Source organism: Herbiconiux ginsengi, assembly GCF_900107435.1.
Classification (GTDB): Bacteria; Actinomycetota; Actinomycetes; order Actinomycetales; family Microbacteriaceae; genus Herbiconiux; species Herbiconiux ginsengi.
On record NZ_FNPZ01000004.1, the window covers coordinates 1 to 13554 of the forward strand.

A 13554-nucleotide genomic window follows, 5' to 3' on the forward strand; every position below is an offset into this window, starting at 1 on the left:
CTGAGGGTGCGCGTTCGTTGTCGTTGGCGTATGACGTTTCGGGTGGGCAGGCGGAGATCCAGCCGGTTTCTAGTTTGGTCGTGCCGTCGGGGTTGTATTCGGCGTTGAAGCTGGATCTCAAGGGTGATGGCACGTGGAATACCGTGTATTTGACTATGACGGATTCCACGGGCGAGGTCTTCATCTACCGGGTGGATTCGATCAATGTCACGACCTGGAAGACCGTGACTGTTGACTTGACGAAGGCGCCGGTTTCTTCGGCGGGGGGTAATGCGGACAAGGTCTTGGATGGCCCGATTGCTTTGACGAAGATCTATTTGACACGGAATGGTAGCCAGCCGCCGACCGGGACGGTGTTGCTTGACAACATCCGGGTGGTGGGTGATGGTTGGTCCGTTCCTGCGAGTTCTCGCTCGTATTTCACTCCATCTAATGGGGAGTCGACCTCGTTCACGTTCTCTGCTGGTTCAGTGGGGGATTATGCGTTGCAGCTAAAGGACTCCTCGGGTCGTGTCCGAGTGCTGTCCGGGACGGTTTCGGCGGCTGGGACTCAATCGGTTGATTGGGACGGCAAGGATGCCGGGGGTAGTCAGCTGCTGGGCGTGGTGAACGCTGTTTTGAGTTATGACTCGGTGCCGGATGGGGTCTTGGCTGCTCAACCCGTTTCGGGGGGCGTGGTGGGGATCACTACGGTTGCGGAGCCGGTGGGTGCCGCAGCCCTTCTGTTGGACTTTGAAGACAGTGGGGCGTCGTGGAAGAAGACTGCCGGTTCGGTGACGCTCGGAGGATCGACGAGTCGGACACAGGGCGCGACGTCGCTGTCCTTGGCGTATGACGTTTCAGGTGGGCCGGCCGAAATCAGGCCGGTTGCGACGCCGATTTCTGCACCGATGAATGCGTTCTCGGCTCTGAAGGTCGATCTGAAAGGGGATGGTACGTGGAACACCGTCTATTTGAATGTCACTGATGCAACAGGCGAGGTATTCAACTATCGCGTCGATTCGATGAACGTGACGACGTGGAAAACAGTCTCGGTGGATCTGACGGTGGCTCCGAGCACGACATCGGGAGGGAACGCGGACAAGGTTCTGGATGCACCGATAGCGGTAACCAAGATCTACTTGACCCGAAACGGAACGCAGCCGGCCACAGGGACCATCTTCCTCGACAACATTCGAGCCGTCGGCGACGGCTGGACCAGCCCCACCAGCGTAAACCCGAACAACCAAGACAATTTCGTACCTTCGGCCGGGCAGTCGACGGAGGTGCGATTCTCTAGTGCCACTTCGGGAGACTACGAGCTCGTCGTCTACGACTCAACTGGGCTTAGTCGAACCTTCAGAGGTACTGCAGCGTCGCCTGGGATGATCAGCCTTATTTGGGACGGTCGGAGTGATTCCGGCACAGTAATGGCAGGAAGTATCAGTGGAAGACTCTCCAACGACACTTCTGCGGACGGCACCTTGTCAACTACTTCCCGAAGCATCGGGGTGACGCCATACTTGACAGGGATCGCGGCACGCATAGAAGACCCGAACAATCCATCACTCGTTGGAGTTAGCGCCGATATTGCATACGCCGCCCTGCCGGTCGATGCGAACGCGCGTGCGAAACTGGCTGAGGATGCGTTCGTTCACTACGACCGCGAGGAATTCGGGTGGGACACGATCGAGCCCTCAAAAGGGTATTTCACGTGGGGCCGCAGTGATCAGACCGTTGCAGCCGCTACCGCGAGAAACCTCGCCATCGTAGGGAGATTGGGATTTAGTGCCCATTGGGCTTCATCTGCTCCGGTAGGAACCCCCGAGGCAGACATCGCATCGTATCCACCGTCGAACCTGAATGACTACGTCGCCTACGCAAGAGCCGTCGTGAACCGCTACAAGGCTGATGTTCACGTGTGGGAAGTCTGGAACGAGCCGAACGGTCCTCTCTTCTGGCGTCCAGCGGAGGATCCGGTTGCCTACGCCAACATGCTGAAGGCAACGTATGCCGCAATCAAAGCGGAGGATCCGACGGCAATCGTGATTTCCGGGGGACTCGCAGGATTCGATTACGACTTCATGGAAGTGCTGCGTCAACAGGGCGCCCTGAGCTCATTCGACGCTTTCGGTCTTCATACATTCGTGAACAATGCGCCAGAAAAGAGCCAGTCAGGAACATGGATAGATAGCGCGGAGTCCTATTTAGCGAAATATGCGCCAGGGAAGAAGATCTGGATCACCGAGTTGGCCTGGTCCACGTGCACCCCGGGCGCGGGATGTGACAGCGGTGTGACGGAGGCGCAACAAGCGAGTTATCTCTCTCGGGCCTATCTCGATGCCGCAGCGCGTGGCATCGCGGGCATCGTGTGGTGGAACCTTGTGGAGTTCGGAAACACGAACAATAAGCTTGACAATTACGGGCTTGTCGACAGGTCTGGCCGTGCCAAGCCGGCGTATACAGCGCTTGCAAAGGTCGGCGCTGCTCTAGACGGAACCACAACTGCAGGCGTCATAGCACCGACCGCGGATGGTGGCTCCCTACTGCTTAGCGATATGGCGGATTCGTCATCGGGAAGCCTCGTGAACCTCAACGGCACCACAAGTACCCTCTCATTTGGATCGGGCAGGCACGGGGGAGTGGCGGGCGCGAGCGTTGCCTACAACTTCGGCGCGCGCGGAACGGGTGTCCGCTACGACATGAATTATCCGATCGTGGGTCAACCAACAGCGGTGTCGGTGTGGACATACGGCGATTCGACCAATTCACCGATCTATCTCAAAGTGACCGATGCGACCGGAGAGTCCTTTGCCGGCTTGATAGGCAACTCGGCCGGGCCGGTGTGGAAGCGAATGTCGCTCTTCTTAGACGGGAGCAATCCGGATTTTACCCACTCGGGTGGGGACAACGATGGAACGATCGACTTTCCAATCAAGGTGACAGCAATCACCATTTACAAGTCGACCGTTTCAGGGCAGGCCAGCGGACGCGTGTACCTTGATGACCTTTCCGCGCATTTCGGGCCAATTACAAGGGGTGTGATCGCTGTGGGCAATGGGGTTACGACGAAGGCGATCTACTCATTGAACTCGACCACGGCGACCATCCCGGTAACAGGTGCGACCGCATTCTTGAGGGTCGGGAAGAGCGCAACACCCCTGACAATCTCTGGTGGTGGCGTTAGCGTAACGTACGGGCAAGACCCGATATTCGTCACCTCCGCGCCGGGGGTTTCTGCAGTGGCGTCACGGACTGGCGATGCGGTCACGTTCACTTGGGACAACGGAGATCGAAGCGATGTGTCGATCAGTGTCGTCTCAAGCACTGGATCAGTCGTCAAGACTCTGCGAACGCACACGCTGTACGATTCCGGCACCGCAAAAGTCGTGTGGGACGGAACCAATTCTGGGGGTGTGGCGACCGGTGCCGGTGACTATCGGTTCCGCCTCACGGTCTATTCTTTGAACGGTCGTTCCTCGACTGTGTACGTTCCAATAACGCGCACAAACTGACAGAGCGACCGCCACCCTACCCGAGAACAATGTTCGCGACGGAAAGGACCAACACCAGGGCTGACAGGATTGCAGTCCATCGGTACCTCAAGTAGATCCCGCACACTAGAGTCGTCACTGCTTGCGACAGAGTGAACACGCCGAAATATCCCTGGACGCTCGGATTGGTGAACAACCAAACCGCTCCCAAAGACGAAAGGCTAAGGTCAACGCCTACCTTGACGGCGATCGCTTTGACGAGCTTTCTCGAGTTCGTCTCTCGTAGGATGACCGCCGATGCCACGAGCATCGCAATCCAACTGATAACCATGCAAACGAGCGTTCCCACCTCCGACTCGATTGCCGAGAGGGCAAGACCGATGACTAAGCCAGCCGCGGCCAGAGCCACGAGCGGGCGCGTCAACGGCTGTACGTTTCGTGCTGGAGAATTCCAGCTGTAACGAACCAGCAGAACTGAATTGACTCCCAAGCCGACAATTGAAGTTGCAATACGAGTGATTAGGAAGACTACTGACGTTACGCCACCAGGCAGCTGGGTAATCGCCGCGATATAGAACGTTGGGAGTACCGTACTGGCAATGACGCCTAACGACAGCGCTCCAATGTGGCTCAGCTGGCTGCGGGCGGACTCGCCTTCTGCCGTTGTGGGATATTCGTATGAACCTCTCCAGAACCAGGCAGCCTGCGCTAGCGCCACCAGCGCCCAGCAGATTCCTGGCAGAAGCATCGGGGCCCCGAAGAGAAGTACACATAGAAGAGAGAGCAGGAGAGCCGTGGCGGGCAGGAGGTTCACGCTCGCAAGTGGCAGCGCGTTACCATGGCAGGCCGCACGCACAGCCCCGCAGCCGCCCACGGCCAGGCCAATCCCACCGATCGTGAATGTCCCGAGCAGGAGCAGTCCTTGCAGGCCAAGCGTGCTTACAGCGCCTCCCCCTGAATAGACCAGGATGCCGGCTACGATTCCTAATCCAATGGAGAAGATTGATGCGGCGGCAGCAGCCGTTCTCCAACGGTTGAATCCGCGCCTACCAATCGCGATGTTGTAGACAACGCCAATTACCACGCCGCCCAGGGCGGAGCTGCCGACTTGGATGGAGACCGAGTAGATATCCGACCAGGCGACGGTCAAGGTGAAAGGAATGAGGAGCAGACTTGCGGCATTGATGGCCTGCGACGTCATGGTCATTCCCATGACCGGGCCAAATCGACGCAATAGACGGATCAGCATGGAACTCGTCGAAGAATCACAATATGTCACCTGTCGTTCGTGAGGATGGACTGCTGTGCCGAACTGCTGAGCGACGTGTCGATACCCGACGAGCCGATATCTACGTCCCAAATGGCCTCGAAGCATCGTCGATTCCCACCGGAAATGATCCTAAACGATGCGTGGGTGAAGAGCCGCCTGAACTCTGGCATTGTTGAGAGTGGGCGGCGTCGCCCGTAGCCCGCGACGAGCTTGTTCCATCGTTGCGAGATCTATGAGATTGCAGTAGCTGGCAACGACGATTTGGAGTTTTCGCAGCGTGACTAACCAGAACTCTCAATTCTGCGCCCGCTATTACTATGTGGCGCGCACGGTTCACCTCGAGCGGCTCGCGGACTACCATCCGGCGTGGTTCTTTTACACTAAAGTGCGAGCGGATTTTGATCCTGAACTTGCGGCTTCGATGCCGTACGTGCAGCAGAGAGGTGCGCTTAGTGTGGCGTGGTTCGTAGCCCGGAATCGCATCGATGTTCTCGAACTGCCCGAAGCTCTGGCGGTCCGAGTGTGGCCTCAGGCCTTCGCAATTCATATGGTTGTGGCCATGTCCAACGTCTTCAAGAGGCGGAAAACACGAATTGTCACGTACGCAATTGAGAACTATCCGGCGGACCGAAAGCTGGCCTACTTCACGAAAATGCCAATCGGGATCGCTCGACTAATCACAAAGGTTTTGGCAGGTTTCCTGCTTCACACAACTGCACGAGTAGTTTTCGGTACGCGGGATGCGGAGGAGAACTATGCTCGCCAGCTTCCGGGCGCGATTTCACGTCCCACGCTTGAGAAGGACCTCATCTGGGCTCTACCTTCCCAACTCGAAGGTGTCACCGGTGCAGATAGGCAAGATCAGGTGGTGTTTCTCGGCACCTTTGAAGAACGAAAGGGCATCTTCAAACTGATCGAGTCCTGGCCGGCGGTCCGGTCGCAGATGCCTGACGCCCGATTCCTGATCATGGGCAAGTCGGGAGAAATCGAGCGAGTGAGAGAGTTTGCACGGGCGCATGAGGAAGTGCAACTTATCGAAGACCCGTCCCGTGAGCTGATCTTCGGAAACCTGAGAGCGTCTAAGACACTGGTTCTCTTTTCACAGCAATCTGGGATATGGAAGGAGCAAGTCGGGCTGCCGATACTGGAAGGACTATCCTGCGGATGCGAAATCGTGAGTTCGGATCAGACGGGGATCGCCGGTTGGCTGGCGTCCAACGGTCACGAAGTAGTCGCCTGGCAAGCCGAGCCGTCTGTACTGGCCAACGCCATCGTTCGGTCCCTCCGAAACGAACGGGGTCCACTAACAATCGCAGCGTCCCTACCGCGCGTTGATTCTCGACTTGAAGCGGATCGCGTCCTGTTTTCACCTGACTCTCTGAGACAGTGACTCTCGCGCATTTGGCAGAGCCACAGGCTCTCCGTCGCGCGGCCTCACTTGCTTGAAGAGCGCGAAGCTTGCGAATGTGATGAACAAGGCCGAAGTGGCTGCCCAGTTAAGAACGTCGAAACTGAGGAACATCAACACTAGGGCCAGAAGCGTCACGCGGGCTGATCCGCGAGACTTGAGCAGGAGCCCGATGATAAAGGCGAGGAAGCATACGATTCCTATACCGCCGGCGACGACGATTACCGTGGTGAACTGGTTGTCAATAGCGAAGAAGTTGTCGTTGATCAGAACATTTCGTTGGTACATCAGCTCCTCGGATCCCCAACCGGTTCCGAAGAGCGCCTCCACCGGCGATCGGGAGGTGAAGAGCCTCGGTATCGCCAAGAACGAATTGGCGCGGTGAACAGAGTTCTGGTTCGATACATCAGCCAGCAGACCACTCGGAACAAGGGAAAGTGTCGCGACGAAGAAAACGACGACGCCGGCGAGTCCCACTCTGGCGATGCGCGAATTGGATCCGCCCGACACGATGAACCCCGCGATCACAGTGAATGCTGCCGCAATGATCGCGCTCGTACTCCCCGTCGAAATGACGCCTGCAGCCAGCAAAGCAACGACCAGCAACTTTGACCCCACGCGAAACCTTAGGGTCAGGGTAAAGCCGATCCCAATTAGCATGACCATCGCTGCCACTAGCGGGTGCCCCAACGTTGCCTGGGCTCTGATCGATTCCGGAAACAGGGGGCTCAACCCGAACGGAGTCGCAACGAAAAGCGGTCGGTTGATTGCAAATGCCTCGACAAGGCATAAGACCGCGACAAGCGCGGCCAAGACCGTTGCTCCCACCCTGACGATCAGCCACTCCTCACGGCTGAGGGTGCCGCATACTACGACGAATACAATTCCCGAGAGCGCCACAAGCACAGGGAATCCGACTTCGCCGGTTGTGATGATTGCACCAATCGACCCGAGTAGAACAACGACGATGTACAGGGCGAACAGTCGGTCAAATCGCAGAGGCCTGAGCGTCGACAAACTGAGGGCGGTCATCCACGCGGCTGCGACGATAATGCTATCCGCGGCACCCAAAGGCCCAAATCCGAGAGATCCCGGTACCACGAAAATCAGGATCGCCAACCCTCCGATGACGGCGATACCGATCCGATAGCGTACTGGGGCGAGTAGGCTGCCAACGAAACCTAGCGCGAGGGCTATCCCGGTGATGAACTGCATGCGCTCCCTTCGTTGATAACGGTGGGCTGATGGCTCACTACGTTCTCGTAGCTCGGCGAGCCGGTGCCGCACGCAAGAGTGCTGTCGCGAACGCTCTATATCGAGAAACGTTAGCATCGGCCGATCGCCGTGCAGACGGCCTAACAATCCCCTGGAGCCGGAACGCGGCTGCCCTTATCAGGAAACCACTGGCAACCGTCCATTTCCAGACTAGGCACGCGACGCGGCTTGAAGCCATGGTGGAGCAATACAGGTCATACAAATTGACAATCCAAACTGTATTGGTGCTGCCGGCGACGTCTTTGCTGCTGCCGCCAAAATCGTGCACAGCGATCGCACCAGGGTCGAGGATCACCTTCGTTCCGAGCTGTCGGGCTCGAAGGCAGAACTCCACGTCTTCCGCATACATGAACCACCTTGTCGTCAGACCTCCGAGAGCTTCCCAGACGCTTCGCCGCACAAGCATGCAGCCCCCGGAGACCCAATCAAGCTCTCGTACACTGTCGAGGTTGGAGTCTCGATAGAGGTGATGCCCCTCCAGCTTTTGATTCCGAGGAGCGACCCTTGAGATCCCAAACCCGTGCAGAGCCATGTTCTTGATGGTTGGCGCGAATCCGGCTCCGAGCACTTTGAAAGCACCGTGCGAATCCGTCATCAGTGGGGCTGCGATGCCGATCGACGGATCTGTTTCCATATCGCGGAGGAGAGTTACGATTGCGTTCTCCTCAATTCGAGCGTCTGGATTGAGGAGAAGCAGGTAGTCGCCATGCGCGTGCTCAGCGGCGAGATTGACCGCCCTTGCGAAGCCGGCGTTAGAAGAGTTTGCGATCACGATCGCTTGAGGCCGCACTTGCGTCACCTTCTCGATACTCAAGTCCGTAGAGAGATTATCCACTACGAGTACTTCTGAATCAGAAGGCAATGGGAGTAGGCAATCCTCGACTACGTGATCGCTGTTATACGTGACGATAAGCACTGAAACGCTCGAAGTGTCAATTCCCATGTGCGGCCTTCGATCGTTGAGCAATGAGTGAAGCCATTTCACCTCGGATTGCACGGACGACATTCGGCCAGGAATAGCGTCCATCGTCTTCGGTTTTGGCCCCGTTTCTGGGTTGGACTTGATTCAGCGCGCGAGAAAGCGCCGGTTCATCTCTCGGATCGACAAAGGAGGCGCTCGATCCAGCCACCTCTTTCATCACAGGGATGTCGCTGGTTACGACGGGTGTTCCGAACCATTTCGCCTCAAGCGGAGGTAGGCCGAAACCTTCGTCGAGTGTCATAAACACAAACGCCGCGGCGTTCCGATAGAGCCACACCAATTCGGGGTTTGACACGTGGCCTAGAAAGACGATCCGTCCATCCTCGACCCCTCTACGGATTTCGTCTGAGAGGACGGTGGAGCGACCCTGGTACCCGCCCGCGATCACAAGCGGGAACGTAGGAGACACACGATCGGACGCTAACGCTGCAGTACATGTGAACTCCAAGTTCTTACGGACGTTCAGCCGACCAACCGTGAGAATGAAATGGCCAGGCCTTGCGTTGAGGTCCGGGCGGACCCCTTCCAACGTCTGAAGCTCGCGATTCATCGCGAGGCCCACAGGTACGACCTTCTTGGGCCCTCGAATGTTTGTCCGGATTCGCGCCGCTTCAGAGTGGGACGACGTCAACACGACATCTGCGAATCGCGAAGTGAATGGCATCAGGCTGAAATAGAGCAACTCCTTGCGTGTGAACCACTCAGGATTAGTCACGAATAGCACGTCGTGCAGGAAGACCGCAGACGTCCCAAAGAGGGGGGTGAAGTTGTGACTGAACGTCACGTCGGCCTTCACGCGACGTGCAAGAAAGGGTAGCTCGAGAATGGCGCTAATCCCTTGAGGTGCGAGTCGAGTTGCAACGAGTTCGACCGAAGGGTCGAAGGTAGCCCGCACGACATCAATATCTCTTCCTCGTACTGCGAGCACCAACTCATCCTGTGGAAATTGCTGGCTCCAGGCCAAAACGATCTCGTGCAAGACCTGCCGGTTCGACACCGGACCATTTACCCACCAGAACGCGTCGAACAGGACTCTCATTCAGTCTCCACAATGTGGATCATCAAGGCCGATCGTGGCGGTCAAAGGATCTTCTCGCTCGCGACTCGAGTTCGGAGCACGCGAGCAGGAACCCCGGCCACCACCACGTTATCGGGCACATCCTTCGTCACAACACTTCCAGCTGCAACTACCACGCCGGTTCCGATGGTCACCCCAGCCGTGATTGTGACCCCGCTTCCGATCCAGCAGTCGTCTCCGATGGTGACGGGAGCGAGGGTGACCCCTTGGGACTTGATGGTCGACTTCCCGGAGTCGAAATTGTGGTTCTCGCCGAAAATTCGAACTCCCGGACCCATCAGGACATCGTTTCCGATCGTAATCTGACCGGAACATCCGATGTACCCACCTGGACCGATGCTCGAGCGGTCACCCATAACGAGGCCTTGACCCACCGGGCCGCCGTAATAGCCGGTGGGACGAATCTGCACGCCGCGGCCAATCGAAATCTCGTCACCGAACACTATTCCCCCTTGAGAGAGGCAATGGATTTCTGCAAAGTCTTCGATGATCACTCGGCCCGTGTGGGAGAACTTCTGGGGGTTCTTGATTCTCGCGCCGCGTCCTACGAACAAGCGGCCACTCGAGCGCCCTAGAAATGGTGAAACCAGTAGTCCGCGAAGAAGCATCGGCACCGTGCGAAGAGCCATTTGAATCGACGCGACTCTATTCGACGACTCGTCGATTCCCGTGAAGCGGTTCAATGCACCCATTGTTTGTCTCCCTCTGACGGTGGGCTCACGCGCCGAAGTACTCGTCGACCAACTCTTTCGTGTTGCGAATATTCGCTCGGCTCGAGGCCCCAAAGACAATTGACTTCAAGTTGGGAACCTTGCTGACCCATTCAATCGCTTCTCGAGGTGGAATCGCACCTGACGCGAACACGGACATCGCAATGGCATCGAAATTGTGAGTGCGCAACGCCTCTTCGTATGCGTCCACGCCTCCTCCCGACATGCGGAAACCAACCTTATTGATGTTCGAGCACACAACCGGGTTCTTAACACCCACCTTTGCCAGTCGCTCCAACAGCATCGGGAGGTTCATCGTGATGAAGCCGGGCTCCGCGTTGTACTTGGATCGGACGTGGTCCGCGAAGATGCGGAACGCTTCATCGAAGCCGAGCCCGAGCAGCAGATCGACGACGACATTCTGCAAGAAGATGACCGGTGTCTTCATACCCGCGAACATCTTCATCTCGGCATCGATCAAGAGCGTCGTGATGCCCTCGATGTCCTTCTTGGCAACGGACATCCCGCCCTTGAAGGCGGCGTCAAGGAGACCGCCGTCAGGAAGGAAGCGCTTGATCGCGCCGACCATGCCGTCTTCGGTCATCGCGTTCGCGTACTTGTGCGCGTACGGCATGCACGGATAGAAGACCTGCTCGGCATAGCGCTCGGGCTGCTGGCGCATGTGTTCGACGATTTCGCCCACGCGATCGTGGGTGGTGCACATGAAGGTGCGCACGCCTTCGTCGTAGGCGGCATCGAGAACCGAGATGATGGCGTCGAGATCCTGGAATTTGATCGACTGCGCTCGGGCCTTTTCCTCGGACATGTGGTTGACGCCGAAGAACTGGTTGTCGCCGAAAAGCAACTTATCCATGGTGCGAACTCCTTCGAGTCATGAGTGCGGGAACACGATTGTGGAAGCCCATCAGACTCCCTTGCGACGCCGGAACAGGCCCTGACGCTCGGCGACGGCCGGAGCCGACGGTGCGGTCGATGCGTCGGCATAGTCGCGCTGTGAGTCCCTGAGGATCATGTCCAGCACGATGTCGGCGCCTGTGGCGCTGGCGAAGCTGTTCTGCCCCTCGACTTCACTCGCCTCGATTCGCTTCACGAAGGCATCCAGCTGCGCGCTGTATTCCTCGCCGCGAACATAGAAATACACTTCATCGGTCAGATCGGTGGTGTACCGCGCATTCCATCCCTCGCCGTACCCCTCAGGCGCGCTCGACGCGTCGCTGATATAGGTCTGGCACTCCTGGCGGTCGGCGTGGATGCGGCCGTTGCTCCCGAACACGGTGATCTTGGTCGACATCTTGCGCTCTGACGGGTCTGACCAGCTCACGGAAAGATGGGCGGTGCGTGAGTCGGGCCACAACAGCGTGCTGAACACTTCGTCATCCGTCTCTTTCGAGAAGACGTGACCGAGCACCGATCCGCGAGCCTCCGAGGGCACGCCGAGGTACCAGTTGATGAGATCGATGGGGTGTGCCGCGTAATCGTAGAGGCTTCCACCGCCTTCCGACTTCTTGCTTCGCCAGGTGCCGCCCTTGGGCTTCAACACAACTGGTCCGTAGGCCTCGGCGATCACGTGGCTGACGGTGCCGATCGCGTTGAGGTCGAGCAGTCGCTTGACCTCCTTGAAGGCCCCTACGAAGCGGTAGTGGTATCCGACCTGCGTCACCAATCCCTTTGCCTGGGCTGACTCCGTGAGCTCGCGCGAAACGGCTGGATCGAGGCTGAACGGCTTCTCACAGAAGACGTGTAGGCCTGCCTCGAGTGCTGTCCGCACCATCGAGGCATGCAAGACAGAGGGCGTCGAGATGATCACGGCGTCGAGTTCGGCGGCGGCGATCATCTTGCTGAGGTCGGAGAAGGTCTGCACCCCGGTGTAGCGGTTCATGACGCCTAGGAGGTACGCGTTGGAATCGCAGACTGCCACCACCTCTGCGTTGGGGTGCGCATTGATCATCGAGTAATGCGACAGGCCCATCTTGCCGAGCCCGACCATGCCGATTCGTATCACCGTTCTCCAATCTTCGCCTTGCGGGTCCCAGCGGGACCTGTGTTCTCGCGTCGAAGGAATCGCGAAAGAACCTGTTCGTACTGGGAGGCGACGTGCTCCCAGGTGAATTCGGACTCGTACCGGCTCGACGCCGCGCGGCTCAGGCGCCCGGACACGTCGGCGTCGGTCAAGAGCGTCTCGATCTGGGATGAAATGTCATCCACCGTCGAGAAGTAGAGGGCGGCGTCGGCGGCCACCCAGCGGTTGTAACCGTTGTCCTGAGCGATGACCGGATTCCCGGCCGCGAGGGCTTCGACCAAGGATGGATTCGTTCCGCCGACCGTGTGGCCATGAAGGTACCCGCGCGAGAAGAATCGCAGCGCCTGAACGTGTCGACTGTCGAACACTGCGCCCGGAAAGATCACTTCGTCGCTGGCCGAGGCGACAACATCAGCGTGGTACGCGTCGTCGTCCGGCTTGAATGAACCCAACACCACGAGCTTGACGCCCCTGCGCTGGCGGGAGAACCCACGTACCAGCTCGAGAATCGAGTTCTCCGGGATCGGCCGTGCGATAAGGGTGAGGTACTCGCCGCGAATGAGTCCGTACTCCGAAAGGACACTCTCATCAGGATCGACGATCGGGTGTGCTCCGTAGGTGATCGTGCTGATCTTCCGCTTGGGTGCTCTCGTTCGCAGATACTTCTCGATGAGCGGATGATCGGCGATCAAGTGGTTTCCGAACCCGGCGGCGAAGCGCTCGTTGACGTACAGAATCGCCTGCTTGAAGAAGCCCCAGCGCTTCCGTGCCCATTCGATGCCGTCCATGTTGATGACGTTGGGAATGCCGCGAACTCGCTGCATGAAATTGAAGACGCCGGTGTTGTAACCGAAGGTGAGACAGACGTCCCGGAATCGTGATGCGTGACGGATCGATATCCAATCGAACTGAGAGGTACCGAGCCAGCCTTCTCGATCGACCGGAATCCTGACCCGTTCGATGCCTTCCCAGACATCCTCGACGATCGGCCCGGATCCCTCATCCTGACAGTAGACGACGACTCGCCAGCCGTGGCTCACAAGGAACTTCGCGACATTCTCGGCAGCCGTCTCGAAGCCGCCGTAGTTGGCCGGCACGCCGTGCGTTCCTAAGATCCTGACGGTCTTATCCACGCGCCATCCGGAAAGTCATCGATTTCATTGTGTTGTCCCCACCCGCTGCGCTCGGCTTGCTCGTCTCATGTTGATGCGTGCTGTGTGTTGCGCGTTGGAATCGTAGCAGCCGAATATCACCACCTTGTTACGCGCTGTCACCAGCCTTCATCTGCCGGAAATGCCGATCTGGTACACAACTGGC

Annotated in this window: 10 protein-coding genes; 2 read left to right on the plus strand and 8 right to left on the minus strand. The window is 58.0% G+C overall.

Features of this window, described 5'->3' with window-relative positions; translation table 11 throughout:
• Positions 1-155 precede the first annotated feature (155 nt).
• Entirely contained in the window at positions 156-3494 is a 3339-nt protein-coding gene (locus BLW00_RS23035) for an endo-1,4-beta-xylanase (protein ID WP_217634410.1), read from the plus strand.
• 16 nt (positions 3495-3510) lie between these two features.
• On the opposite strand, the gene BLW00_RS16470 is transcribed toward BLW00_RS23035, so the two are convergent.
• Entirely contained in the window at positions 3511-4722 is a 1212-nt protein-coding gene (locus BLW00_RS16470) for a hypothetical protein (protein WP_139256756.1), read from the minus strand.
• 298 nt (positions 4723-5020) lie between these two features.
• On the opposite strand from BLW00_RS16470, the gene BLW00_RS16475 reads away from it, so the two are divergent.
• On the plus strand, positions 5021-6133 hold the full coding sequence (locus BLW00_RS16475) for a glycosyltransferase (RefSeq protein WP_139256757.1): 1113 nt from the start codon (positions 5021-5023) through the stop codon (positions 6131-6133).
• Here the strand turns inward: BLW00_RS16475 and BLW00_RS16480 are convergent.
• From BLW00_RS16480 to BLW00_RS16510, 7 genes are read right to left on the minus strand one after another with little or no spacing between them, the layout of a single operon-like run.
• Positions 6110-7366, minus strand: a complete 1257-nt coding sequence (locus BLW00_RS16480; RefSeq protein ID WP_092556230.1) for a hypothetical protein — start codon at positions 7364-7366, stop codon at positions 6110-6112. The genes BLW00_RS16475 and BLW00_RS16480 overlap by 24 nt on opposite strands.
• 37 nt (positions 7367-7403) lie before the next feature.
• Positions 7404-8453, minus strand: coding sequence for a glycosyltransferase family 2 protein (locus tag BLW00_RS16485; protein WP_092556232.1), 1050 nt, complete (start codon positions 8451-8453; stop codon positions 7404-7406).
• Positions 8359-9447, minus strand: a complete 1089-nt coding sequence (locus BLW00_RS16490; protein ID WP_092556234.1) for a glycosyltransferase family 4 protein — start codon at positions 9445-9447, stop codon at positions 8359-8361. The genes BLW00_RS16485 and BLW00_RS16490 overlap by 95 nt, the downstream gene beginning before the upstream one ends.
• 41 nt (positions 9448-9488) lie before the next feature.
• Complete coding sequence (locus BLW00_RS24090; RefSeq protein WP_092556236.1) at positions 9489-10178, minus strand: acyltransferase; 690 nt, start codon at positions 10176-10178, stop codon at positions 9489-9491.
• Positions 10179-10203: 25 nt separating this feature from the next.
• Positions 10204-11070 carry a hypothetical protein gene (locus BLW00_RS16500; protein ID WP_092556238.1) on the minus strand — a complete coding sequence of 289 codons (867 nt, stop codon included), beginning with the start codon at positions 11068-11070 and terminating at the stop codon, positions 10204-10206.
• A 51-nt stretch (positions 11071-11121) separates the two neighbouring features.
• Positions 11122-12204: a Gfo/Idh/MocA family protein gene (locus BLW00_RS16505; protein ID WP_092556240.1), complete on the minus strand. Its 1083-nt coding sequence runs from the start codon at positions 12202-12204 to the stop codon at positions 11122-11124.
• Positions 12205-12215: 11 nt separating this feature from the next.
• Positions 12216-13370: a DUF1972 domain-containing protein gene (locus tag BLW00_RS16510; RefSeq protein ID WP_092556242.1), complete on the minus strand. Its 1155-nt coding sequence runs from the start codon at positions 13368-13370 to the stop codon at positions 12216-12218.
• Between the last annotated feature and the right edge of the window lie 184 nt (positions 13371-13554).